Here is a 24,201-nt window from a genome sequence, read left to right as displayed (position 1 = left end):
TTGCTCGCGGGCGCAGTGCGATGCGACTCGCAGGCTCGCTCAACGACCGAGATGGGGGTCAGCAGCTCGTCTGCTTCTTCCGCAGTTTCGCGGTGAGGTCGCGCAGCTGGCAGAGCTCGTCGTCCGACAGGAGCGACATCCGCTCGGCGATGGCCTTGCCGTGGGCGCTGGCGATGCGGCGGAACAGCGAGGCTCCGGCATCCGTCGCGTGTACGAGCGCCCCGCGCCCGTCGTCGGGGTCGGCGCACTTGGTGATCAGCCCGCGAGAGACCATGCGGTCGACCAGGCGGGAGACGCTCGGCTGACTGATCAGCATGTTCGCGGTCACGTCGCGCAGGCGTGCGGTGAGGTCGTCGGCACGGGTCACGGTGAGGAGCACGTCGTACTCGGCCTGGCTCAGCGTCTCGTCGTCGAAGTCGTCGTTGATGTCGCCGAAGACCTCGTGCTGCGCGCGGAAGAGACTCTCCCACGCGTCGATGGCGAGACGGCGATCGGTCATAGCGTCAAGATTAGAGCCTCGCGCCGACCCTAGGCTGGCCACATGGGGTCTTCCATCGTCGCGCCGTCGCGCGCGCGTCGTCTCGGAGTCGTGGGGCTGGTGCTCGCCGTGCTCGCCGGCGCGCTGCTCGCCGGCCTGAACCCCGGCGGCCCGGCGCACGCGGGCGTCGACGACTTCTCGTTCGAGAGCCTCGACGTCGAGTACCAGCTGGGCCGCGCCGAGGACGGCACCAGCACCCTGACGGTCGTCGAGACGTTCGTGGCTCTGTTCCCCGAGTTCGACCAGAACCGGGGTATGCGCCGCATCATCCCCGAGAGTTATCAAGGTGCACCGCTGCACCCCGAGCTCGTCTCGATCACCGACGAGGCCGGCGCTCCCCGCGCCGAGGAGACGGAGTCGGAGGACGGCTTCTACTGGATGACCTCGCGCGCCGACGACTACGTGCACGGCCGCCAGACGTACGTCTTCACCTACACGCTCGAGAACGTCACGCGGTACTTCGCCGACACCGGCGCCGACGAGTTCTACTGGGACGTCAACGGCGTCGCCTGGCCCCAGCCGTTCGGTCGCATCACCGCGCGCGTGACCATGCCCGAGGACCTCACCGACGCGCGCACCGGCGCAGAGGCCTGCTACGTCGGCTACCAGGGCTCGACCCAGACCTGCCCGATCGGCGACGCCGACGGCGCGGTCGTGGCCTCGGTGGAGAACGTCCAGCCGTACCAGACGATGACGATCGCGATCGGGTTCGAGCCCGACACATTCATCCAGTTCGATCCCGGCTTCCTCGCGTCGCCGTGGGGCTGGCTGCAGAGCGGCGTGGCGGTGCTCGGACTCGGCACCGCGGTCGTGCTGGCCGCTGTCACGCGCCGGCGCCACCTCCGCGACGAGCCCGGGCGGCCCGTCATCATCGCGGAGTACACGCCGCCGCGCGGCATCGACGCCCTCGAGAGCGCCGTGCTGCTCGGACACACCACGAAGGCGATCCCCGCCGAGGTTCTCGAGCAGGCGGTGGTCGGCAGCATCCGTATCGAAGAAGGCCCGCGGAAGTGGTTCGGCGGCACGAAGCTGAAGGCCGTGCTCGTGAACCCGTCACTGGCGGACGGGGACGGACGGATGCTGCTGCCCGGCCTGTTCCCGATGGGCATGGTGGGCGAGGAATTCGAGTTCGGCCGCAGCGACACCAGGTTCTCGACGACCGCGCAGAAGGTGCTGAAGGCGGCGTCGGCGGAGCTGTCGTCGCGGGGCCTGCGGCGCAAGGTGCCCGTCAGCGCCCGGGCGTGGCCGATCGTCGTCGCGATCGGCTCGGCGGTGCTGGCACTGCTGTTCGGCATCGGCGCGCTCGTGGGATACGTGACGCCGTGGGTGCCCATCCTGCTGATCATCGCGGCGGTGCTCGTCACCCTTCTCGTCGCCGGGATGGTGTCGCGCAAGCCGCTGACCGCCGCCGGCGCCGAGGCTCGAGACCACCTGCTCGGGCTCAAGCAGTTCATCGAGTGGGCCGAGGCCGATCGCATCCGCATGCTGCAGTCGCCGCAGGGCGCCGAGCGGGAGTACGTCGACGTGTCCGACCCGCGCGTGAAGCTGAAGCTGTACGAGACGCTGCTGCCGTACGCGGTGGTGTTCGGCCAGGAGAAGAAGTGGGCCGAGGAGCTGGTCGTGCTGTACGGCGCCGGCAACTCACCGGGCTGGTACGCGGGTTCGAGCGGCTTCAACGCCGCGGCGTTCTCGGCCGGGATCTCGAATCTGTCGACGTCGGCCTCCTCGTCGTCGTCCTCCGGCGGGTCGTCGGGCGGCGGCTCCGCGGGCGGCGGAGGCGGCGGAGGCGGGGGCGGCGGCGTCTGACATGGTCCCCACGCCTTCTTCAGACGCCGCTGGCGCTTCGCCCGGAGCCGCCGGGCGCGTGGGCCCGGCTGCGACCCGCCGCAGCCCGAGGGCTCAGGCCTCGCGGCCGGCCGGCGCCGTCGGCTCGGGCACGTGCAGCCGGGTGAGGAACCGGTCTGTGCCACGCGGGATGCCGCGGCGGTCGCCGAGCGAGACGAACACGGTCACGAGCACCGCGACCGGGACGGTCCACGCGGCGGGCTGCTCGAGGAACGGGCGCAGGGCGGGAAGCCCGGCCGCGACGAGGCCGCCGCCCAGGATCGCGACGCCGGAGAACACCGCGCCGGTGAGCATGCCGGCGATGGCGCCGCGCGCAGTGAGCCCGCGCCACCAGATGCCGAGCAGGAGCACGGGGCACAGCGTCGACGCGGTGAACGCGAAGACCAGGCCGACGCTGCCGGCGAGCCCGGCCGGCTCGGTGGCGAGCGCGACGACGAGCGGCACGAACGACGAGAGCACCGCGGCGATGCGGAAGCCGCGCACGCTGCCGCCGAGCAGGTCCTGGCTGATCACGCCGGCGAGCGACACGACGAGGCCCGACGACGTCGACAGGAACGCCGCGAACGCCCCGGCGATGACGAGGGCGGTCAGCACATCGCCGAGCGGCCCGGCGATGAGCCGGCCGGGGAGGAGCAGGATGAGCGCGTCGGCGTCGCCCGACTGCGCCAGGTCGGGCGCGAACGCGCGCCCGAGGAGACCGAACGCGGTGGGGAACAGGTAGAACACCGACAGCAGCACGAGCACGATGACCGTCGTGCGGCGCGCGGCGACGCCGTCGGGGTTCGTGTAGAACCGCACGAGCACGTGGGGGAGTCCCAGGGTGCCCAGCAGCAGCGCCACCATGAGCGACACCGTGCGATAGACCTCGAGGTCGCCGGGGCCCGCGCTCGGCGGGAACGCCTCGACCGGTGGCAGCACGGGCTGCACGTCACCGATGAGCAGGAGGATCGCGACCACCGGGATCGCGAGCGCGGTGAGCTTCAGCCAGAACTGGAACGCCTGCACGAACGTGATCGAGCGCATGCCGCCCGCTGCCACGACCACCGCCACGATGACGGCGACGGCGACGGATCCCACCCATGACGGGAGCCCCGTCGTGATCCGCACGGTGAGGGCCGCGCCCTGCAGCTGCGGCACGATGTAGAACCAGCCGATGACGATCACGAGCGTGCTCGTGACGCGGCGCGCCCACAGCGACTCGAGCCGCGCCTCGGTGAAGTCGGGGATCGTGTACGCGCCGGAGCGACGCAGCGGCGCGGCCACGAACAGCAGCAGCATGAGGTACCCGGCGGTGTACCCGATCGGGAACCAGAGCGCCGACGAGCCCGTGAGCAGGATGAGTCCGGCGATGCCGAGGAAAGACGCCGCCGACAGGTACTCCCCGCCGATCGCCGACGCGTTCCACCACGGCCGCACTGTGCGGCTCGCCACGTAGAAGTCGCTCGTCGTCCGCGAGACACGGAGGCCGTAGAAGCCGATGAGCGCCGACGCCACCGCCACGCCGGCGATGGCGAAGTAGCCGATGGCAGGGTTCACTCGTCCTCCGCGAGCGCGCGATACCGCGCCTCGTTGCGTGACGCGGCGCGCACGTAGAGCCCGCCGACGGTGATGGCGAGCGGGTACACACCGGCCCCGAGCAGCAGCCACGACAGCGGCACGCCGACGACGAAGGTCGTGTCGAGCTCGGGTGCCAGCGCGACGGCCAGCACGAACAGTGCGGTGGCGACCACGAATCCGAGCGCGAACACGATCCCGAGCCGCAGCTGCGAGCGGATGAGCGAGCGCACGTACACGCCGGCGATGTCGCTCGTGGGCCCTCCGTCCGCCTGCGGCGACGCGGAGCGGACGGATGCTGCGACCGAGCCGGCGCGCGGAGCGGTCACGCGCACCCGGCCCGGCGCGGGCGGGTGCCCGTCCGGCGGGGTGCCGCCGTCGCTCGCGGTCATGCGCGGGGCCGGATCGTCGTCGACTCCAGCCGCTCCCGGAGCGCCGGCAGGCAGCGCCGGCTCACCGGCAACTCCGCCCCGCCGACCGTGACGCTGGGGTGGTCGCCACCCAGGCGCAGGCGGGCGAGGTGCGGGATCGCGACGAGGTACGAGCGGTGGATGCGCACGAACGCGTCGGCCCACTGCCGCTCGAGATCCGCCATCGGCACCCGCACCAGGTAGCTCGCCTCCTCGGTGTGCAGCCGCGCGTAGTCGCCCTGCGCCTGCACGTAGCGCACCTCGTCGCGGCGGATCATGCGCGTCGTCCCGCCGAGCGTCACGGCGATGAGCTCCGCCTGCGCAGCGGCCGCAGCATCCGTCGCGGGCGCCGCCTGCGCCTTCATCGCCTCGATGATCCGCGTGACCGAGCGGTGCAGCCGCTCCGTGCGCACCGGCTTCAACAGGTAGTCGACCGCGGCGAGGTCGAAGGCCTCGAGCGCGCTCTCTTCGTCCGCGGTCACGAACACCAGGGCGGGCCGGCGCTCGAACCTCTGCAGAGCGCGGGCGAGGTCGAAGCCGCTGAGACCGGGCATGTGGATGTCGAGGAACGCGGCATCCACGCTCTCGCGCGTGAGCAGCCGGATCGCCTCGGCACCCGACGACGCCTGATGGATAATGCCGATCCGCGGGTCCTGCCCGAGCAGGAACGCGAGCTCGTCGATCGCGGGCTGCTCGTCGTCGGCGATGAGCACGGAGATCACGGTTCGCGCCTCCCCTCGCCGCGCTCGAGGGTGGCCGTCGCACGGACGGGGCCCGTGGATGCCGCGACCCGGCCGGGCTGCGACTTCGGCACCCGCATTCGCACGAGCGTGCCGGCACCGACGTTCGTCTCGACGACGAGGCCGTGCTCGTCGCCGTAGACCTGCCGGAGCCGCGCGTCGACGTTGCGCAGGCCCACGTGCTCGCCCGGCGCGCCGCCGGCGAGAGCGCGCTCGAGCACGACCGGGTCGATGCCGACGCCGTCGTCCTCGACGCTGATCTCGGCGAACGCCCCCTGGTCGGACGCCTCGATGGTGATGCGTCCGCCGCCCTCCTTGCCCTCGAGCCCGTGGCGCACCGCGTTCTCGACGAGCGGCTGGATCGACAGGAAAGGCACCACCGTCGACAGCACCTCGGGCGCGATCTGCAGCGTCACCTTCAGGCGGTCGCCGAACCGCGCGCGCTCGAGCTTCAGGTAGCTGTCGATCGAGCGGAGCTCCTCGGCGACCGTCGTGAAATCGCCGTGCCGGCGGAACGAGTACCGGGTGAAGTCGGCGAACTCGAGCACGAGGTCGCGGGCCTTCGCGGGGTCGGTGTTGATGAAGGAGGCGATGGCGTTGAGGGAGTTGTAGATGAAGTGCGGGCTGATCTGGGCGCGGAGCGCGCGCACCTCGGCCTCGGCCAGCGCGGCCCTCGAGGCATCGAGCTCGCCGAGCTCCACCTGGGCCGCGACCCAGTCCGCCACCTCGCCGGTGGCGCGCACGAGGCCGGCGCGCACGCGCGGCGCGAACGCGACGATGGCCCCCGCGGGCACTCCGCTGGCGAGGATCGGCGCGGCGACAGCATCCGTCTCCCGTTCGCCGATCCGGACACGCCGCTGCATCTGCGTGCGACCCGACGCGCGCGCCTCGGCGGCCAGCCGGCCGGCGACCTCGCGCACGGCGTCATCACCTTCCACGGTCACGTGACCGGACGGGTCGACGAGCGCGAGCGTCTCGCACCCGAGGAGGGCCTTGAGGTGGCGCCCGGCGCGGGTCGCGTCGCTTTCGGAGATGCCGCCGCGCAGGTGTTTCGCCGCCCGGCTCGCGAGGTGGAGCGTCTGGTACGTGGCCTGTTCGACGTCGGTGCCGAGCTCCTTCGATGCCACCACGATGCGCCGGAGCAGGATCACGACGCCGACCGCGAGTGCCCCGGCGACGACGCCGGCGGCAGCGGCGAGCAGCATCGACTCGGGCATGCGGCCAGCGTAGCCGTCGTTCGTCGTCGGGCGGCCGCCGTTCGTCGCACCGTGGACGCCGCTCACCGACGACGAACGGCGACGACCCCCGGCCCCGCCGGGCGAAGACGAGCATGGTCGCACTGCTGACGCAGCGGCGCGGCCGACGGGCGCGCCGAACCCCCCTCGAAGGAGAGACGCCATGGGCAACGAGGCCCCCAGCGCCGGGACGAACCTCGCAGAGGTCGACTACGGCGCGGTGCAAGCATCACCCGAATTCCAACGACTCCGGCGCACGCATCGGAGCTTCGTCTTCCCGGTGCTGGGCGCGTGCCTGGCCTGGTACTTCGCGTACGTCCTCCTTGCCAGCTACGCCCACGACTTCATGTCGATCCGGGTGTTCGGCAGTGTCAACGTCGCGATGGTCCTCGGCATGGCGCAGGTCGTCACGACCTTCGCCGTGACGACCTGGTACGTCCACTACGCCAACAAGCGCCTGGACCCGCTCGCGGAGGAGATCCGCGACGAGATCGAGATCGGCGAGTTCGAGAACGCTGAGGAGGCGCGCTGATGCGGTACTTCGGAGAAGCGGCGACGACGTCGCCCGGCGAGCCCTGGCTCAACATCGCCATCTTCGGCGCGTTCGTCGCCGTGACGATGGTGATCGTGTTCCGCGCCAGCCGGAACAACAAGACGGCAGCCGACTACTATGCCGCCGGGCGCTCGTTCACGGGCGGCCAGAACGGCTCCGCGATCGCCGGCGACTACCTGTCGGCCGCGTCGTTCCTCGGCATCGTCGGCGCGATCGCCATGACGGGCTACGACGGGTTCCTCTACTCGATCGGCTTCCTCGTCGCCTGGCTCGTCGCCCTCCTGCTCGTCGCCGAGCTGCTGCGCAACACCGGCAAGTTCACGATGGCCGACGTGCTGTCGTTCCGCCTGAAGCAGCGCCCGGTGCGCATCGCGGCCGCGACGACCACCCTCGTCGTGTGCTTCTTCTACCTGCTCGCGCAGATGGCGGGCGCCGGCGGCCTCGTGTCGCTGCTGCTCGGCATCGGCGACCAGCTCGGCCAGGCCGTGGTGATCACGGTGGTCGGCGCGCTGATGATCCTCTACGTGCTGATCGGCGGCATGAAGGGCACCACGTGGGTGCAGATCATCAAGGCGGTGCTGCTCATCGCCGGCGCCGGCGTGATGACGGTGTGGGTGCTCGCGCTCAACGGCTTCGACTTCTCGGCCCTGCTCGACAAGGCCGTCGCCGTCGCCGAGAACCCGGCGATCCTCGATCCGGGCCTCAAGTACGGCGTGTCGGACACCTCGAAGATCGACTTCCTGTCGCTGGGTCTCGCACTCGTGCTCGGCACGGCGGCGCTGCCGCACGTGCTCATGCGCTTCTACACCGTGCCCACAGCCAAGGAGGCGCGCAAGTCGGTGGTATGGGCAATCTGGCTCATCGGCATCTTCTACGTCTTCACGCTCGTGCTCGGCTACGGAGCGGCCGCGCTCGTCGGCCCGGCGGTCATCGCCGCCGCCCCCGGCGGCCCGAACTCGGCGGCTCCGCTGCTCGCGTTCTCGCTCGGCGGGCCGCTGCTGCTCGGCCTCATCTCGGCGATCGCGTTCGCGACGATCCTCGCGGTCGTCGCCGGCCTCACGATCACGGCGGCGGCGTCGTTCGCGCACGACATCTACGCGTCGGTCGTCAAGAAGGGCAAGCCCGAGCCAGGCGCCGAGGTCAAGGTCGCGCGCCGCACGGTCGTCATCATCGGCATCGTCGCGATCATCGGCGGCATCGGCGCGAACGGTCAGAACGTCGCGTTCCTCGTGGCACTCGCGTTCGCCGTCGCGGCCTCCGCGAACCTGCCGACGATCGTCTACTCGCTGTTCTGGAAGCGGTTCACCACCAAGGGCGCGCTGTGGAGCATGTACGGCGGCCTCACCTCGGCCATCGTGCTCATCGTCTTCTCGCCGGTCGTCTCGGGCTCCGAGACGTCGATGCTGAAGACCGATGCGATCGACTTCGCGTGGTTCCCGCTGTCGAACCCGGGCATCGTCTCGATCCCGCTCGCCTTCTTCCTGGGCTGGATCGTCAGCGTGCTCGACAAGACGCCGGAAGACCCCAAGAAGCAGTCCGAGATGGAGGTGCGCTCGCTCACCGGCATCGGCGCCGAGAAGGCGGTCAGCCACTAGCGCAGAGGGCAAGAGTAAGGGCCGGTCGGAGAGGCTACCGACCGGCCCTTGTCCCTTGCACCAAGAGTGTCCTGCAATCACATGCCGGTAGCTGCCACAGCAAAACAACTACCGTGCAGATGACTCTATAACGGTGAGGTAACGCTGGCAAGGGTGTGCTGTGATCTTTTCGTGATCTTCTGGGGCTCCGTGCCACCGCGGGCTGCGCGCGTGTCGAGCGGCGTTGTCGGCGAGGCGGCAACCGGTGACGGTTTCCCTGGTCAACGGCAAAAGTGAAGGGCCGGTCGGAGAGGCTACCGACCGGCCCTTGTCCCTTGCACCAAGAGTGTCCTGCAATCACATGCCGGTAGCTGCCACAGCAAAACAACTACCGTGCAAGCACTCTATAACGGCGAGATAACGCTGGCAAGAGTCCGCTGTTATGTTTCCGTGATCGATTTCCTGAGAGGCGCTGAAGCGTCCTCCGTTCAACCCCTTGACCGCGGCATCCAGATGTGTACAGTGTGAACATACGCACTCGCACACTCGGAGGTTCCGATGCAGAGCACGACCCAGAACGCTCTTCCGCCCGTCGTCGATGCCGAGACGTGGCGCCGCGAGCTCGCTGAGCTCCGCGTGCGCGAAAAGGCCGCGACGCGCGAGCTCGACGCCATCGCCGCGCAGCGCCGGCGGCTGCCGATGGTCGAGATGCCCGACTACATGCTGATGGGCGAGTACGGTCCGGTGCGCCTCGTCGACGTCTTCGAGGGCAAGTCGCAGCTGATCGTCTACAACCACATGTGGTTCGAGGGCAAGGAATGGCACTGCCCGGGCTGCACCGGCTACACGTCGCAGTTCACGCGTCTCGACTTCCTCGACGCGTACGACGCCCGCTTCGTCATCGTGACGCAGGGGCCGATCGACGAAGCGCTCGAGTACAAGGAGCGCACGGGTAACCGCATGGACTGGTTCTCCACCGCCGGCAGCTCGTTCGGCGCCGACGTGGACGCTCCGGCCGGCGGCGGGTTCGCCGTCAACGTCTTCCTCCGCGACGGCGACACCGTGTACCGCACGTGGCACACGAACGGCCGCGGCACCGAGCAGCTGAGCCACACCTTCCCGCTCATCGACGTGCTCCCGTACGGACGCCAGGAGGAATGGCAGGACTCGCCCGAGGGGTGGCCCAAGACCGACACGTTCGACGGATGGTTCACGTCGCAGAAGGTGGCGGAGCTGTACGGGCCAGGCGCTCACACGCACGCATAGCGAACGGATGCCGCACCCCGCGACTGCGGCGGGGTGCGGCATCCGTGTCGCATCAGGGGCGGCTGATCAGTACCAGTCGGTGGCCTGCGAGTGGCCCCACGCGGCGCACGGCGTGCCGTACGACCCGGCGATGTAGCCGAGACCCCACGCGATCTGGGTGGCGGCGTTGGTCTGCCAGTCGGCGCCGGCGCTGGCCATCTTGTTGCCGGGGAGCGACTGCGGAATGCCCGTCGCACCGCTGCCGGAGTTGTAGGCCTGGTAGTTCCAGCCGGACTCCTTGGTCCAGAGCGACTCGAGGCACGAGAACTGGTCGGCGCCCCAGCCGTACTGCGACGCGGCCATCTGGCGTGCGGTCGCCTTGGCGCCCTCGGGGGTGTTCGCGGCGGCGAGGGCGGCGGCAGCCTCGGCCTGGCGCTGCGCTTCAGCGGCGGCAGCGGCGGCAGCGGCAGCGGCCGCCTCTTCCGCGGCCTTCTTCTCCTTGGCGGCGACGAGGTGCTCGCGGAGCTCGGTCACGCGGGCCTTCACCGTCTCGGTGGCGCCGCTGACGTCGGAGGTGAGTCCCGGAACCAGGAGCATCGGAACGACGTCGAGCTTCGTGAGGCGGTCGGCCGCCTGCTCGAGGACGGCGGTGTCGACAGACGTGTCGCCGATGCCCAGGTCGAGGCCGGCGGCGGCGATGTCGGTCGTGACCGAGGCGGCGTCGCTCAGCGCGACACGGGCCGAGAGGAGGGTGCCCTGCGCGTCGGTGCGGATGTCGCGGAACGAGTCGGCGGTGGCTTCAGGAGCCGCGGCCGAGGCGATGGCCGATGCGGCCAGCGGTGCGGCGGCCGCGAGGGCCGGAGAGGCGAGCGTGAGGCCGGTCGTGAGCAGCACGCCGAGGGCGGCTCCGGTGGCGACGGCGGGCACGAAGAAACGGCGGCGTGAGCGGCGGGAGCGGCGGGCGGGCGTGTGTGAGGTATCTGAATGCATGACGAACGTACGATCCTTCGGGTTTCGCGCCGCGGGTATCGGCGCCTGTGCGTCTTCGGGTCGGACGCACAAGCCCCCGAGTCTGCCTCATCGCGTCTGGACGGTTCCCGGTGATTTCCTGGACGGAACGTGAGAGCGCTTTTCAGGGAAAGGCCTGATCGGAGTATGAGAAATCTCTCACGCGGGTCGACGTCGGACACCGGATGCTGCGGCCCGCCGCACCACCGCGGGACGCAGCATCCGTGACGGGAAGTCCTGGCGGGGGTATTTCCCGCGGCATCAAGCGACCGCTAGCGTTGCGCTCGACGGGGCACGGCGTGGTGCGGTGCGTCGTCGGTGCGCGCACGACACCTCGCGAAGGAGAGATCCATGGCCACATCGTCCGCAGCAGACATCGTCAAGGCCGTCGGCGGCGCCGGCAACATCGAGAGCCTCACCCATTGCGCGACCAGGCTCAGATTCCAGCTCCGCGACGCGTCCGGCGTCGACAGCAAGACCGTCGAGGCGATCCCCGGAGTCATGGGCGCCGTGCCGCAGGCCGGCGAGCGGTTCCAGGTCGTCATCGGCGGCGGCGTGCAGAACGTCTACAACGACATCATGGCGCTGCCCGAGATGAAGGGCGGCGGCGGGGCCGCAGCATCCGATTCCGACGACATCGACTCGATCAAGGCGCGTGAGCGCGCGAAGGGCGTGCGCGGGAAGGTCGCGTGGATCGACTCCTTCTTCGAGTTCCTGTCGGACTCGTTCCGGCCGCTCCTCGGCGCCCTCCTCGGCGCCTCGTTCTTCATCACGTTCATGGCGCTCCTCGCCACCGTGGGCGCCATCCCGGACTGGAATGCGCCGGGCGTGACGCTGGAGCCGCAGTGGGCGTTCGTCAACCTGATGTGGCAGTGCATCTTCGTGTTCCTGCCGCTGATGGTCGCCTACAACGCGACGAAGAAGGTCGGTGCCGACCCGTGGGTGGGCTTCGGCATCATGGCCGTCCTGATGCTGCCGGGCTTCCTCGCCCTCGGCGACGGGGTCGAGCCCACCGTGGTCTTCGGCGTCGACGTCACCATCGTGCCGATCTTCGGCTTCCCGCTCACGATCTTCGACTACAGCTCGCAGGTGTTCCCGCCGCTGCTGATGGCGGGTGTGCTGGGGCCGCTGTACAAGCTGCTGCGCAAGCTCATCCCGGCGAACCTGCAGCTCATCTTCGTGCCGTTCTTCGCGATGCTCGTCATGATCCCGCTGACGGCCTTCATCATCGGACCGATCGGCGTCTATGCGGGTGCCGCGCTCGCGCAGGCCCTTGCGGCGATCAACAACTTCTCGCCGTTCATCTTCGCCATCGTGATCCCGCTCGCGTATCCCTTCATGGTGCCGCTCGGCCTGCATTGGCCGATCAACGCCGTGATGCTGCTCAACATACAGACGCTCGGGTACGACTTCATCCAAGGGCCGATGGGCGCGTGGAACTTCGCGTGCTTCGGCGCGACCGCCGGCGTTCTCGTGCTCTCGCTCCGTCACCGCGACACGCAGATGCGGCAGACGGCCACCGGTGCGCTCGCCGCGGGCTTGCTCGGCGGCATCTCGGAGCCGTCGCTGTACGGCATCCATCTGCGGTTCAAGCGGATATACCCGCGCATGCTCGTCGGCTGCTTCGTGGGCGGTCTGACGATCGGCATCGGCAGCCTCATCATGGGGCTGCCCGACGGCGTCACGACGCAGGCGTTCGTGTTCACGTCGCTGCTGACGATCCCGGCGTTCAACCCGATCGGCCTGTACGCGATCGCGATCGGCCTGGCGTTCTTCACGTCGATGTTCCTGGTGATCTGGTCGAACTTCCGTACGCCCGAGCAGCAGGCCGAGTTCGAGGCGACCCGCGATGCCGCCGAGGCGGCTGCGGCCGCCGAGCACGTCGCTCCGGCCGCCGTCGAGGCGAGCGAGTCGCGTGCGATCGACGCGTCCGAGGCGGCGCCGGCTGCGGCGGCCGTCCCCGTGGCGACCGCGGTGCTCGAGAAGGCCCCGATCGAGGTGCTGTCGCCGCTGGCGGGCAAGGTCGTGCCGCTGTCGGAGGTGCCCGACCCGGTGTTCGCCGGCGGGGTCATGGGTCCGGGCGCGGCCATCGAACCGGTCGGCGACACGGTGTTCTCGCCCGGCGCGGGCGTGATCGCGGCGGCCCAACCCACCGGGCACGCGTTCGGCATCGTTCTCGACGGCGGCGTGGAACTCCTGATCCACGTCGGCATCGACACCGTCAACCTCAAGGGCGAAGGCTTCGACGTCAAGGTCAGGAACGGCGACCGGGTCGAACTCGGCACCCCGCTCGTCACCTTCGACCGCGCGGTGATCGAGAAGGCCGGCTACCCGCTCATCACCCCGGTGATCGTGCTGAACGCCGACGACTTCGGCGAGGTGTCGCCGGTGCTCGAAGGCGAGATCGCCGTCGGAGGCTCGCTGATCACCGTCGACCCGAGGCCCGCCGAGGGCTGAGGCGAATGACGAAGGGGTGGATGCCGGAGGCCCCGGCATCCACCCCTCGACGTCGTGCGGGTTACTTGCGGTGCGCGCTGTAGTAGGCGAGGAGTGCGCGGGTCGAGGCATCCTGAGCGGCGATCGCCGCCTCGTCGCCCTCGATGGCCGGCGCGATCTGCAGGGCGAGCTGCTTGCCGAGCTCGACGCCCCACTGGTCGAAGGAGTTCACGCCCCAGATCACGCCCTGCGTGAAGGTGACGTGCTCGTACAGCGCGACGAGCTGGCCGAGCACGGCGGGGGTCAGCGCCGGCGCGAAGATCGACGTCGTCGGCTTGTTGCCCGCGAAGGTGCGCGCGGCGACGAGAGCGCCGGTCGTGCCCTCCGCCTCGACCTCTTCGGCGGTCTTGCCGAAGGCGAGTGCCTTGGTCTGCGCGAGGAAGTTCGACAGGAACAGGCCGTGCACGTCGCGGCCGCCGTCCTCGAGGGCGTAGGCGGGGTTCGCGAACGCGATGAAGTCGGCGGGGATGAGTCGCGTGCCCTGGTGGATCAGCTGGTAGAACGCGTGCTGGCCGTTGGTGCCGGGCTCACCCCAGAACACCTCGCCGGTGTCGGCCGTCACGGGGGAGCCGTCCCAGCGGACGGACTTGCCGTTGGATTCCATCGTCAGCTGCTGCAGGTACGCGGCGAAGCGCGAGAGCTGCTGTGCGTAGGGGAGCACCGCGTGCGACTGCGCGCCGAGGAAGTTCGAGTACCAGACGTTGAGAAGGCCCATCAGCACCGGCACGTTGCGCTCGAGCGGCGTGCTTGCGACGTGCTCGTCGACGGCGTGGAAGCCGGCGAGAAGCTCGCGGAACACGTCGGGGCCGAGTTCGATCATGAGCGACAGGCCGATGGCGGAGTCCACCGAGTAGCGGCCCCCGACCCAGTCCCAGAAGCCGAACGCGTTGTCGGTGTCGATGCCGAACGCGGCGACCTTGTCGAGAGCGGTCGAGACGGCGACGAAGTGGTGGGCGACGGCATCCGTCTTCGCCTCGTCCGAACCGTCGATCGCGCCCGACTTCTCCAGACCGGCCCAGAGCCAGTCGCGCGCGAGGCGCGCGTTGGTCAGGGTCTCGAGCGTCGTGAAGGTCTTCGACGCGACGATGAAGAGGGTGGTCTCGGGGTCGAGGTCCTTGGTCTTGTTCGCGATGTCGAACGGATCGATGTTCGACACGAAGCGGGCCTGGATGCCGGCCGTGGCGTACGGCTCGAGCGCGGCCGAGATCATGACAGGGCCGAGGTCGGAGCCGCCGATGCCGATGTTGACGATGTGCGTGACCTTCTTGCCGGTCACGCCCTGCCACTCGCCCGAGCGCACGCGGTCTGCGAAGGCGGTCATGCTCTCCAGTACGGCCTGCACGTCGGCGTCGATGTCCTGGCCGTCGACGACGAGAGCGGGCTCGGCGCCCGCCGGGCGGCGGAGCGCGGTGTGGAGCACCGCGCGGTCCTCGGTGGTGTTGATGTGCTCGCCGGCGAGCATCGCGGCGTAGCGCTCGGCGACGCCGGTCTCCTCGGCGAGCTTCACGAGCGACGCGAGGATCTCGTCGGTCACGAGGTTCTTCGACAGGTCGACGTGCAGGTCGGCGAGCTCGAAGCTCAGGCGCTCGGCGCGACGCGGATCGATGGCGAACCAGTCGCGCAGATCGGGGGCGAACGAGTCGCGGATCGAGCTGAGCTCGGCCCAGGCGGACGTGGTGGTGGCATCGATGGGAGCTGTCACGAACCCCAACGTACCCGCGCCGGTGCGCGGCTTGGTTACGCATTACTCACCGGCGAACCGTCGGGCTTGTGAGGCGGGCGCCCTCCGAATGATCAGGGACGCGACCTAGGGTTGAAGCACCATGCCTTTCCCCTCGCACGACCTGCGCCTCATCGCCGTCGACATGGACGGCACCCTGCTCGACGGCCACGGCCGCATCCCCGAAGCCCTCTGGCCGCTGCTCGACCGCCTGCACGCGAGCGGCATCCGCTTCGCGCCGGCGAGTGGACGCCAGCTCGCGACCCTCCAACGGGCGTTCGCCGAGCACCTCGACGACATGGTGTTCATCGCCGAGAACGGTGCGTACGTCGTCGAGGGAGACGCCGAGATCAGCTCGGACGCGATGGATGCCGCGTTCACGGTGTCGCTCGTCACACGCCTGCGCGCGCTCGCCGCCGCCGGGCGCGATCTGGGCGTCGTGGTGTGCGGCAAGCGCTCCGCGTACATCGAGCGCGCCGACGACGCCTTCCTCCCCGAGGCCGAGAAGTACTACGCCCGGCTCGAGGCCGTGCCTGATCTGCTCGCCGTCGATGACCAGATCCTCAAGGTCGCGATCTTCGACTTCGCGGAGGCGGCGGCCACCGCGCCCGCGCTCGACGACCTCCGCGCGACCCACCAGGTGGTTGTGTCGGGCGAGCATTGGATCGACGTCATGAACCAGGGCGTCAACAAGGGCGTCGCACTGCGGCGGCTGCAGGCGGCGACCGGCATCACGCCCGAGCAGACCGCGGTGTTCGGCGACTACCTCAACGACCTCGAGATGATGGATGCCGCATCCCTCTCGTTCGCGATGGCCAACGCGCATCCGGACGTCGCGGCCCGCGCACGCTACTGCGCGCCGTCGAACCTGGAGCACGGCGTGATCACGACGATCGAGAAGCTCCTCGACGGCGTGCCCGACCCGGTCGCCTGATCCGTCGCAGTCGTGTCGGCCGGGGTGAAGCCCGGTGCGGGCAATAGGCTCCGGGTATGGCGGTGAGTCAGACCAGGCGTGCGCGCGCAGCGCGACGCCGCGCCCGCCGGGTGGCCGCCGCCGACAACGACCTCACGCTCGACGAATGGGAGGCGCTCGTCGAAGCATGGGGTGCGTGCGCCTACTGCGGCATGGCGGCGGGCCCGTTCCAGAAGGACTGCGTGCTGCCGATCTCGCGCGGCGGCCGCTACACGTTCGAGAACGTCGTGCCCGCGTGCCGGTCGTGCAACGCGAGCAAGAGCAACGACGAGGTGACGGGGTGGCTGCGTCGCAAGCGGCTCGACGAGCGGGCGTTCCTGCTGCGTCACGTCGAGGTGCTCGCCGCGTGGCGCGGAACCGCGTCGGTGCCCCAGGAGACGGCATGAGTCTCAGCATCCGTCCGTACGAAAGCTCCGACTGGGACGACATCCAGCGCATCCACGACGCCGCCCGGCTCGACGAGCTCCGCGGCGCCGGCCTTCTCGAGGCGTATCTCGACCTCGCCGCCACGTATGAGAACGAGGGTCTCTTCGACGACGAGGTCTGGGTCGCCGAAGCGGATGGCGCGGTCGCCGGTTTCATCGCCGGCAGCGTCGGCGCCGACGGCGGCGAGATCACCTGGATCTACGTCGACCCCGGCCTGTACCGCCGCGGCATCGGCCGGGCGCTCGTCGAGCACTTCGTCTCACGCTCCGGCGGGCGGGTCGAGCTCGAGGTGCTCGACGGCAACGCCGCGCGTGACTTCTACGAGGCGCTGGGCTTCGTGCTCGAGTCGACCACGACCGGCAAGCTCGCCGGTAACGAGATGTTCACCGCGACCGGTCACACTCTCGTCTGGACCCCGCCGCAGCTGTAGACATCGCGCGGAATGGGAAGCGGCCCGCGTGCTTCGGGTGCACGCGGGCCGCTGGTTCTCTGCAGGCGGATGCTACTGCGCCGCGTATCCGCCGTCGCGGCCGCGCCGGCGCGCGGACATCTACCCTTCCGGGACTCCGGAGGGGCCGGCGTCGGCGGGCCGGCTGAGAACGGCGATGCCGTCGAGCACCGCGCGCTCGGTGGCGCGCGCTCCGAGCACCCTGAAGTGGCCCGACGTCGGCACGGCGATGTTCGTCGCGCCGTCCAGGGCGCTCCCCTCGGGGATGTGGGGGTCCCACGGGCCGAACACCGACACGATGCGGCCGTTGACCGACGTCTCGCGCCCGAGGGTGAGAATGGTCTCGTCTTTCGGGCGGAACGCGCGGATGCTCGGCACGATGAACAGGCGGGCCAGGCGCGAGCCGCCGAACGGCGTCGCGACGGCGACGAGGCCGACCAAACCCAGCGGTCGTCCGTCGTCGGTCGCCGCTGCGGCGGCCTCTGCCGGATCGCCGCCCGCGGCCGCCTCCGCGGCGGCGCGTGTCGCGGCGCCCGACGAGACGAGCAAGTGCTTGCCGATGAGGCCGCCCTTGCTGTGCGCCACGAGCACGCGCCCGGCATCGGGGGCCGGCGTGCGGGCGAGCATCTCGCCGAGGCGATCGGCGGTCGAGGCGATCGTCCGGCGGTTCACGCCCAGCCCGTGCACGACCGCCACGCGGTGGCCCGCGGCGGCGAGCGCATCGCCGAGGGGGCGCAGGAAGGTCCAGTGCTCGTACACGCCGGGGATGAGGTACACCTCGGGCAGCGCCGGATCGCCGCGGCGCCATGCCGGCGGGACGGGCCGGGGACGCCCGATCGTCCACGGGAACGACAGCACGGCGAGCTGCCGGCGTGCCGCGTAGACGTAGTCGGCGACCCACGACGAGGCGCGACGGGCGACGCCCGGCGGGGTGATCGTGGCTGTCATGCGTCCTTCGCAGCGATCCACGCGCGCACGAGGTCCTGCAGTGCTGCGCGCTTCCGGTCGAGATCCTCACCGTCGGCGAACTTCGCCGCACGCGACACATCGCCTTCGCCCTCGAGGATGCCATCAGGGTCGGGAAGCGTCGCCCCGGTATGGAACATCAGGCTCGCGTGCGTGCGGGCCTTCGGGAAGAACGATGCGATGTTGCCTTTGTACATGAACGTCGGCGCCTGCCACTTGATCGTCTCGGTGACGCGGGGGTCCGCATCGAGCACCGCACGGCGGACGGCGTCGACGAGAGTCTTCTGGGGATTGTCGTAGCGCTCGAACCACGCATCGACGTCGGGTGAGGTCGCCATCGCCCCTCAGACCGCACGGACGCTGTTGTTGCGCTTCTCGTGCGTCACCTCGGCGAGCCCGAGCTCCTCGAGCAGCGGCGGCAGGTACATCCCGAATCGCCCGCGATAGCCCTTGCGCAGTCCGTACCAGCCGCCGACGGGGTTGCCCTCGTCCCGGCCCCATGCCTCGACCGAGCCCTCGGTCGCGGGCTTCTGCTCGTCTGCCGCCCCCAGCGGCACCCAGTCGCCCTGCTCGCGCAGCCATGCCGCGAGGTCGTCGATCGCCCTCAGGTGGTACTTGAGCGTCGTCGATCCCACCTGGCAGACGAGCGCGGGCGGGTCCGCCGCCTCGTCGCGGTACATCGTGTATTCGCTGGTCCCCGGTGCCGTGGTCAGTCGCCACGGGTCCTCAGCGGTTCCTGAACCCGCCATCTTCATCCCCTCCGTCGCTGCGAGTCTGACGGCTCCGCCGGGTGACGGCAAGGGGCGCCGGTCAGGCAGACGCGGGAGGGGCGGTCGGGGCGTCGGACGTGCCACGGACGCCGGTGATGGCCGACTCCACGACGGACGCAGCGAGGGCATCGATGACGGATGCCGGCTGCCACCGCACCGGGCCGTGCACGGCGATGTCCGCGAAGCCGTGGACGGCCGACCAGCACGCCCACTCGGCGTACGGGCGGCGCTCGACGGAGAGGGCACCGGCGTCCACCATCGCGTCGAGGGTGTCCATGAGGAGGCGGAACGGAGCGACGATCTCGTCGTCGAGCGTCACGATGCCCTCGTTCGCGTGGGTGTCCTGCGTGAAGAACGCGGTTTCGAACCACCCGCGCTCGGTGCGGGCGAACTCGATGTACGCGAGGCCCACGCGGCGCAGCCGCTCGATGGCGGCGTCCGCGGGGGTGAGGTCCGCCGGGATCGCCTCGACGCGTGCCGAGATCGCCGCCGCCAGCGCGAGCTGTGCCTCGCGGGCCACGGCGCGCACGAGGGCGTCGCGATCGGCGAAGTGCCGGTACGCCGCGTTCGGCGAGACGCCGGCGGCGCGCGTCGCCTCGCGCAGGGTCACCGCGGCCGGGCCGCCGGTGCGCGCGAGCTGCAGCCCTTCGCTGATCAGCGCGTGTCGGAGGTGGCCGTGATGATAGGCACGCAGCGGTGAAGTCATTGCGTCCTCCCGGCCGGGTGTGTACGTTGTGAACACCGAATGTGAACAGTGTCCACATTCACCTTAGACCCTCGCCCTTCCCCGCTCATCAGTGAACACGCCGAAGGAATCGTCATGAGCCAGCCGAGCCCGGCGGGGCCCGCAGCATCCGAAGATCCGATCCAGCACAAGCCCGACGCGCGCACGATGCGCGCGTTCTACCAGGTGCTCGTCAACACCGCGCTCGCGAACGTGACGTCCAGCTACCTGTGGTTCGCGCTGACGTTCTGGGTCTACCTCGAGACGAAGTCGGTGCTCGCGACGGCGATCATCGGCGGGTCGTACATGCTGCTCGTCGCGGTGTTCGGCGTCGTGTTCGGCGTGATCGTCGACCACATGAAGAAGAAGTCGGTCATGCTGCTGTCGAGCATCGTGACCGCATCGGCGTACGTCGTCGCCGGGGCCATGTTCGTGGCGTTCCCCGAGAGCGCACTGCTCGACTGGACCGGGCCATGGTTCTGGGTGTTCGCCGGTGTGATCCTCGTGGGCGGGGTCGTCGAGAACCTCCGCAACATCGCGCTCTCGACGACGGTCACGCTGCTCGTGCCGGCGGACCGGCGCGACAAGGCGAACGGCCTCGTCGGCGCGGTGCAGGGCATTGCGTTCATGGTGACGAGCGTGTTCTCGGGCCTGTCGATCGGGCTCCTCGGCATGGGCTGGACCGTCGCGATCGCCATCGCCGCCACGGGCGTCGCGCTGATCCACCTGTTCTTCGTGCCGATTCCCGAGCGCGGCGTCGCCCACGTCGAGGGGGACGCGCCGAAGGGCTTCAGCTTCAGGGGCGTGATCCCGGCGGTCATGGCGGTGCCGGGCCTGCTCGCCCTCATCCTCTTCTCGACGTTCAACAACCTCGTGGGCGGGGTCTTCATGGCCCTCATGGACCCGTACGGGCTGACGCTCTTCTCGGTGGAGATGTGGGGCATCGTCCTCGGCGTCACGAGCTTCGGGTTCATCATCGGCGGTGCGCTCGTCGCCAAGTTCGGCCTGGGCAAGAACCCGGTGCGCACGATGCTGCTCGTCAACATCGGCATCGCCTTCCTCGGCATGGCTTTCGCGATCCGCGAGTGGTGGTGGCTTTATGGGCTCGGCATCCTCGTCTTCATGGCGCTCATGCCGATCGCCGAGGCGTCCGAGCAGACGATCGTGCAGCGCGTCGTGCCGTTCGAGAAGCAGGGACGCGTCTTCGGCTTCGCGGCCAGCGTGGAGTCTGCGGCGGCCCCGGTCTCGGCGTTCCTCATCGGACCCATCGCACAGTTCTGGCTCATCCCGTACATGAACTCGCCCGAGGGGCAGCAGGCGTGGGGCTGGCTGCTCGGCGAGGGCGAAGCGCGCGGGATCGCGCTCGCGTTCGTGGGCGCGAGCCTGGTGCTGCTGCTCGTCGTGCTGCTCGCCTTCGTGTCGAAGCCCTACCGCGAGCTGTCCGACGCGTACGCCGCGGCCCCGCCGTCGCTCCACACCGACGACGAGGGAACGGATGCTGCCACCCCGGCTCCGTCGGCGCCCACCGCGGTCGGCGAGGCCGGGGAGGACCTGCGGTCGGGGATGCGCTGACGCACTTGCGTTACGAGGGTCGGGCCTCGATCACAGGCACGCGGAACCGCTTGCGGTACGCGCCCGGCGGCAGTCCGGTCACGCGCTTGAACAGGCGACGGAAGAACGCCGGGTCTTCGTAGCCGACGTGCCAGCCGATCGCCTCGACCGAGTCCTCGGTCTGCTCGAGGCGCCGTTTGGCCGCTTCGACACGGAGCCGCTGCACGTACGTCAGCGGGCTCACTCCGGTGGCCTCGGTGAAGCGGCGCTTGAACGTGCGCTCGGCCAGCCCGGATCGCACCACGAGCTGTTCAACGGGGGCGGCCACGGAGTAGTGGGCGCGGAGCCAGTCCTGCGCGTCTGCGACGACCGCGTCGCCGTGATCGCTGCGGCCCTCGAAGACCATGTACGGCGCGAGTCCGTCCTGGTGCCACTGGAGCGCGAACATCCGGGCGGTCTCCTGCGCGAGCGTGGCGCCGGCGAACCGGCCGGTCAGGTAGAGCACGAGGTCGTGCCACGTGGTCGCGGCGCCGGAGGTGATGAGGTCGTCGCGCGTGCCCGTCACCATCAGCGCGCGCTCGGGGTGCACGCGCACGTCGGGGTGTGTGGCGCGCAACTGGGTGGCGTAGTCGTAGTGGACCGTCACATCGCGGTCATCGAACCGACCGGTCTCGGCGAGGAGGAAGATGCCGGAGCACGCCGAGCAGAGGAGGGCGCCCTGCTCATGCATGCGGGTCGCCCAGTCCACGAGTTCGGGGTAGCGCCCGCGTTCCCAGCCGTCAGGGCCGAGCACGATCGAGGGGACGATGACGATGTCGGTGCGGTCGATCTCGGCGACCGCCTCCGACACGGGCACGGGGATCCCACTCACGCCCATCAGTGGCCCGGCTTCGGCGCCCACGATCCGCGCGCGGAACGGCGCCGGAGCGGTGGGATCGCCGATGCCCATCACGCCGAACGAGTTGAGCACGTCGAGCACGCCGAACATCGTCGCGACACCGGTGTCGGGCAATGCGACGACGCTCACGTCGAGCGTGCGTGCGGACATCTCCGGCCCTCCTCGCACCACATCGTGGCACGAATGGACCGAACGAGGGTGTGGATGCCTCTGAACACAGGCACGCGGCATCCCGAGCATGGAATCACCGATGTCGATCGAACAGAAAGGACCGACGACATGACGACGAACACCGTCGACGAAACCGCGCTCAACGCCTTCGTGCTCCGCGCCGTGGACCACCTCGGTGCCGGCTACCTCGGGGTGATGGTGAGCCTGGGCGCACGCCTCGGCCTCTACCAGGCGCTCGCCGAGGCCGGCCCGCTCACCTCCCAGCAGCTGGCCGACCGCACCGACTGCGCCGAGCGCTACGTGCGCGACTGGGCGTCTTCGCAGGCCGCCGCGGGGTATGTCGCCTACGACGCCGAGGCGGGCACGTTCTCGCTGACCGCCGAGCAGGCGCTCGTGCTGGCCGACGAGGACAGCCCGGTGTACCTGCCACCCGCGTGGAACACCCCGGCGGCGATGTGGAGCGACGAGGCGCGAGCGCTGCACGCGTTCCGCACCGGCGACGGCATCGCGTGGGGTGACCACGACCCCCGACTCGCGCACGGCACGGCCGCCTTCTACCGCAACGGCTACCGAGCCAGCCTGGTGTCGCAGTGGCTGCCCGCCTTGGAGGGTGTCGTGCCCGCACTCGAGCGCGGCATCGCCGTGGCCGACGTCGGCGTGGGTCACGGGCACACCACGGTGCTCATGGCCGAGGCGTTCCCGAACTCGCGGTTCCACGGGTACGACACCCACGCGCCGTCGATCGCCGAGGCACGGCGGAACGCGCGGCAGGCGGGTGTCGAGGAGCGCACGTCGTTCGAACAGGTGAGTGCGAGGGAGTACGACGAGCGCAGGTTCGGCCTGATCTGCTTCTTCGACGCGCTGCATGACATGGGCGACCCGGTGGGCGTGCTCCGGCACGCGGCCGACGCGCTGACGGCGGACGGCACTCTGCTGCTGGTCGAGCCGAACGCCGCCGACCGGCTGGAGGACAACCTCCACATCGTCGGCCAGACGTACTACGCGGCGTCGAGCATGATCTGCACGGCGCACTCCATCGCCGACGGCGGTGAGCTCGTGCTCGGCGCGCAGGCCGGGCCGGCGCGGCTGACGCAGGTGCTGAACGAGGCGGGGTTCTCGCGCGTCCGCGTGGTCGCGGAGACGCCTTTCAACCTCACCATCGAGGCGAGGCGCTGACTGCCGACGCGCACGGCTCTCCACTCAGACGCAACGCGGCGGCGATCCCGGACGGGGTCGCCGCCGCGTGCCTGTGCGCGCGCGAGGGCGGGCGGTCAGAAGCGGGCGAGGCCCGCGGCCGCTGCCTCGTCGGGACGACCGGGGAAGACCTCCAGCGCGAACCCTTCGGTGTCGATCGCGACGGTGAGGAGGGTCGTCCACTGATCGAGCGGTGACAGGGTCAGGTCGGGGATGATGCAGATCTCGGCGGCCGAACCTCGCCCGCCGCACGCCGCCAGGGCGCGATCGGTGGCCGCGAGGCCGACGAGTTCGCCGCGCACGTGGTCGAGATGCGCCAGGCGGGCGACCGTCGTGGCGTCCTCCATCGTGTCGCCCGCCGACAGCGCCGGATCCAGGAAGTGGTTCGTGTGGAAGAGCCAGCCGTCGGCGGCGGGCGCGACGACGCCGAGTCCCGCGGGTGCGAGTTCGAGCGCGGCGGCCCGGGAACCCGTGGGAGTGGTCTCGAACACCGTGAGCACCGTCGACGCGCTGACGACTGCGCTCGCCGCGATCGATCGGGCGTGGTCGATCGAGCGGGCTTCGTCGAGCACCCGGCGGGCGACCGCGTGCACCGGGACGCCGCCCGCGTCCGAATCGGACTCGTGGGACAGGATGTTGAAATGCAGCCCGACCCCGGCGCTGTTCACGCCGATCTTGCCCGGTGTGCCGAACTCCGTGAACGTCTTCACGCGCAGCCCGCTCGCCGACATGAGCTCGAGCAGCAGCGCCTCGGGGACGAGCAACCCGTGCCAGTCCCACGTCTGAAGCGACTCGGCCGCCACACCCGTCCCGACGTGAACGGCGGTGGAGCACTCACCCGTCCGTGAAGGCGCGGCCGCGAGGATCTCGGTGCGCGCGGCGACCGCGGCGAGCCGCCAGCGCTCGACGTCCGCCGCGTCGGCGATCGCGTCCGACTCGGCAGCGAGGCCGGGCGCCCACGCGGCGAGTGCCTCGCGACTGCGCTCGGCGATGGCGCGCACCTGCGTGGCCGGGAACCCGAGCTCGGCGAAGTGCGCGAGGTACAGCTCCGCCGTGCGGCGGTACCGGGGTCCGAAGGCTGCGCCGAGTTCGGCGCCGCGCGTGGCGGGATCAGGAGTCGTTGACGTGAAGGTGCGGAGTTCCATGGGTTTCTGGCCATTAT

General features: G+C 70.2%; 23 protein-coding genes. 10 read left to right on the top strand and 13 right to left on the bottom strand.

The window, feature by feature from the left end; all coding sequences use genetic code 11:
• Positions 1–58: 58 nt before the first annotated feature.
• Positions 59–499: a MarR family winged helix-turn-helix transcriptional regulator gene (locus tag ACVN90_RS16535; RefSeq protein WP_475099290.1), complete on the bottom strand. Its 441-nt coding sequence runs from the start codon at positions 497–499 to the stop codon at positions 59–61.
• A gap of 42 nt (positions 500–541) precedes the next feature.
• Here ACVN90_RS16535 and ACVN90_RS16530 point away from each other — a divergent pair, with 42 nt between their 5' ends.
• Positions 542–2,344, top strand: coding sequence for a DUF2207 domain-containing protein (locus tag ACVN90_RS16530; protein ID WP_475099289.1), 1,803 nt, complete (start codon positions 542–544; stop codon positions 2,342–2,344).
• A gap of 93 nt (positions 2,345–2,437) precedes the next feature.
• On the opposite strand, the gene ACVN90_RS16525 is transcribed toward ACVN90_RS16530, so the two are convergent.
• Genes ACVN90_RS16525 through ACVN90_RS16510 form a run of 4 tightly spaced genes read right to left on the bottom strand, consistent with a single transcriptional unit; the run spans position 2,438 to position 6,304 of the window.
• Complete coding sequence (locus ACVN90_RS16525) at positions 2,438–3,919, bottom strand: sodium/solute symporter (protein ID WP_475099288.1); 1,482 nt, start codon at positions 3,917–3,919, stop codon at positions 2,438–2,440.
• Positions 3,916–4,329, bottom strand: coding sequence for a DUF485 domain-containing protein (locus ACVN90_RS16520; RefSeq protein ID WP_475099287.1), 414 nt, complete (start codon positions 4,327–4,329; stop codon positions 3,916–3,918). The genes ACVN90_RS16525 and ACVN90_RS16520 overlap by 4 nt, the downstream gene beginning before the upstream one ends.
• A complete protein-coding gene (locus ACVN90_RS16515) occupies positions 4,326–5,069 on the bottom strand; it encodes a LytR/AlgR family response regulator transcription factor (RefSeq protein ID WP_475099286.1) in 744 nt (247 codons plus the stop codon). Before ACVN90_RS16515 ends, ACVN90_RS16520 begins: the two co-directional genes overlap by 4 nt.
• Positions 5,066–6,304: a sensor histidine kinase gene (locus ACVN90_RS16510; protein WP_475099285.1), complete on the bottom strand. Its 1,239-nt coding sequence runs from the start codon at positions 6,302–6,304 to the stop codon at positions 5,066–5,068. The genes ACVN90_RS16515 and ACVN90_RS16510 overlap by 4 nt, the downstream gene beginning before the upstream one ends.
• Positions 6,305–6,485: 181 nt before the next feature.
• Here ACVN90_RS16510 and ACVN90_RS16505 point away from each other — a divergent pair, with 181 nt between their 5' ends.
• The 3 genes from ACVN90_RS16505 (at position 6,486) to ACVN90_RS16495 (ending at position 9,715) form a co-directional block, all read left to right on the top strand.
• On the top strand, positions 6,486–6,854 hold the full coding sequence (locus tag ACVN90_RS16505) for a DUF485 domain-containing protein (protein WP_475099284.1): 369 nt from the start codon (positions 6,486–6,488) through the stop codon (positions 6,852–6,854).
• Positions 6,854–8,470 carry a solute symporter family protein gene (locus ACVN90_RS16500; RefSeq protein ID WP_475099283.1) on the top strand — a complete coding sequence of 539 codons (1,617 nt, stop codon included), beginning with the start codon at positions 6,854–6,856 and terminating at the stop codon, positions 8,468–8,470. Before ACVN90_RS16505 ends, ACVN90_RS16500 begins: the two co-directional genes overlap by 1 nt.
• A 537-nt stretch (positions 8,471–9,007) precedes the next feature.
• A complete protein-coding gene (locus ACVN90_RS16495; RefSeq protein WP_475099282.1) occupies positions 9,008–9,715 on the top strand; it encodes a DUF899 domain-containing protein in 708 nt (235 codons plus the stop codon).
• 66 nt (positions 9,716–9,781) lie between these two features.
• Here ACVN90_RS16495 and ACVN90_RS16490 read toward each other — a convergent pair whose 3' ends face one another.
• On the bottom strand, positions 9,782–10,684 hold the full coding sequence (locus ACVN90_RS16490; protein ID WP_475099281.1) for an aggregation-promoting factor C-terminal-like domain-containing protein: 903 nt from the start codon (positions 10,682–10,684) through the stop codon (positions 9,782–9,784).
• 369 nt (positions 10,685–11,053) lie between these two features.
• On the opposite strand from ACVN90_RS16490, the gene ACVN90_RS16485 reads away from it, so the two are divergent.
• Positions 11,054–13,159 carry a glucose PTS transporter subunit IIA gene (locus ACVN90_RS16485; RefSeq protein ID WP_475099280.1) on the top strand — a complete coding sequence of 702 codons (2,106 nt, stop codon included), beginning with the start codon at positions 11,054–11,056 and terminating at the stop codon, positions 13,157–13,159.
• Between the two features lie 61 nt (positions 13,160–13,220).
• Here ACVN90_RS16485 and pgi read toward each other — a convergent pair whose 3' ends face one another.
• Positions 13,221–14,900, bottom strand: a complete 1,680-nt coding sequence (gene pgi, locus ACVN90_RS16480; RefSeq protein WP_475099279.1) for a glucose-6-phosphate isomerase — start codon at positions 14,898–14,900, stop codon at positions 13,221–13,223.
• Between the two features lie 121 nt (positions 14,901–15,021).
• On the opposite strand from pgi, the gene ACVN90_RS16475 reads away from it, so the two are divergent.
• The 3 genes from ACVN90_RS16475 to ACVN90_RS16465 are packed head-to-tail and all read left to right on the top strand — an operon-like array spanning position 15,022 to position 16,747.
• Positions 15,022–15,852 carry a Cof-type HAD-IIB family hydrolase gene (locus ACVN90_RS16475; RefSeq protein WP_475099278.1) on the top strand — a complete coding sequence of 277 codons (831 nt, stop codon included), beginning with the start codon at positions 15,022–15,024 and terminating at the stop codon, positions 15,850–15,852.
• Between the two features lie 56 nt (positions 15,853–15,908).
• On the top strand, positions 15,909–16,277 hold the full coding sequence (locus ACVN90_RS16470; RefSeq protein WP_116195765.1) for an HNH endonuclease: 369 nt from the start codon (positions 15,909–15,911) through the stop codon (positions 16,275–16,277).
• Positions 16,274–16,747 carry an N-acetyltransferase family protein gene (locus tag ACVN90_RS16465; RefSeq protein WP_475099277.1) on the top strand — a complete coding sequence of 158 codons (474 nt, stop codon included), beginning with the start codon at positions 16,274–16,276 and terminating at the stop codon, positions 16,745–16,747. The genes ACVN90_RS16470 and ACVN90_RS16465 overlap by 4 nt, the downstream gene beginning before the upstream one ends.
• A 120-nt stretch (positions 16,748–16,867) precedes the next feature.
• On the opposite strand, the gene ACVN90_RS16460 is transcribed toward ACVN90_RS16465, so the two are convergent.
• The 4 genes from ACVN90_RS16460 to ACVN90_RS16445 form a co-directional block, all read right to left on the bottom strand.
• Positions 16,868–17,713 (bottom strand): esterase/lipase family protein, encoded by an 846-nt coding sequence (locus ACVN90_RS16460; RefSeq protein ID WP_475099276.1) that lies wholly within the window; start codon positions 17,711–17,713, stop codon positions 16,868–16,870.
• Positions 17,710–18,069, bottom strand: coding sequence for a DUF1801 domain-containing protein (locus tag ACVN90_RS16455; protein WP_475099275.1), 360 nt, complete (start codon positions 18,067–18,069; stop codon positions 17,710–17,712). Before ACVN90_RS16455 ends, ACVN90_RS16460 begins: the two co-directional genes overlap by 4 nt.
• Positions 18,070–18,075: 6 nt before the next feature.
• Positions 18,076–18,480, bottom strand: coding sequence for a DUF6855 family protein (locus ACVN90_RS16450; protein ID WP_475099274.1), 405 nt, complete (start codon positions 18,478–18,480; stop codon positions 18,076–18,078).
• 61 nt (positions 18,481–18,541) lie between these two features.
• Positions 18,542–19,207, bottom strand: coding sequence for a TetR/AcrR family transcriptional regulator (locus tag ACVN90_RS16445; protein WP_475099273.1), 666 nt, complete (start codon positions 19,205–19,207; stop codon positions 18,542–18,544).
• 114 nt (positions 19,208–19,321) lie between these two features.
• Between ACVN90_RS16445 and ACVN90_RS16440 the strand changes: the two genes are divergently transcribed.
• Positions 19,322–20,797, top strand: a complete 1,476-nt coding sequence (locus tag ACVN90_RS16440; RefSeq protein WP_475099272.1) for an MFS transporter — start codon at positions 19,322–19,324, stop codon at positions 20,795–20,797.
• A gap of 10 nt (positions 20,798–20,807) precedes the next feature.
• Here the strand turns inward: ACVN90_RS16440 and ACVN90_RS16435 are convergent, their stop codons facing one another.
• On the bottom strand, positions 20,808–21,824 hold the full coding sequence (locus ACVN90_RS16435; protein ID WP_475099271.1) for a GlxA family transcriptional regulator: 1,017 nt from the start codon (positions 21,822–21,824) through the stop codon (positions 20,808–20,810).
• A gap of 129 nt (positions 21,825–21,953) precedes the next feature.
• Between ACVN90_RS16435 and ACVN90_RS16430 the strand changes: the two genes are divergently transcribed.
• The gene (locus ACVN90_RS16430) at positions 21,954–23,021 is read left to right on the top strand and encodes a class I SAM-dependent methyltransferase (RefSeq protein ID WP_475099270.1); all 1,068 of its coding nucleotides are present in this window, start codon (positions 21,954–21,956) and stop codon (positions 23,019–23,021) included.
• A 95-nt stretch (positions 23,022–23,116) separates the two neighbouring features.
• Here the strand turns inward: ACVN90_RS16430 and ACVN90_RS16425 are convergent, their stop codons facing one another.
• A complete protein-coding gene (locus ACVN90_RS16425; protein WP_475099269.1) occupies positions 23,117–24,184 on the bottom strand; it encodes a C45 family autoproteolytic acyltransferase/hydolase in 1,068 nt (355 codons plus the stop codon).
• Positions 24,185–24,201: the final 17 nt, after the last annotated feature.

It is taken from the genome of Microbacterium sp. F01 (assembly GCF_056156365.1).
This window is presented reverse-complemented; position numbering and strand designations above follow the sequence as displayed.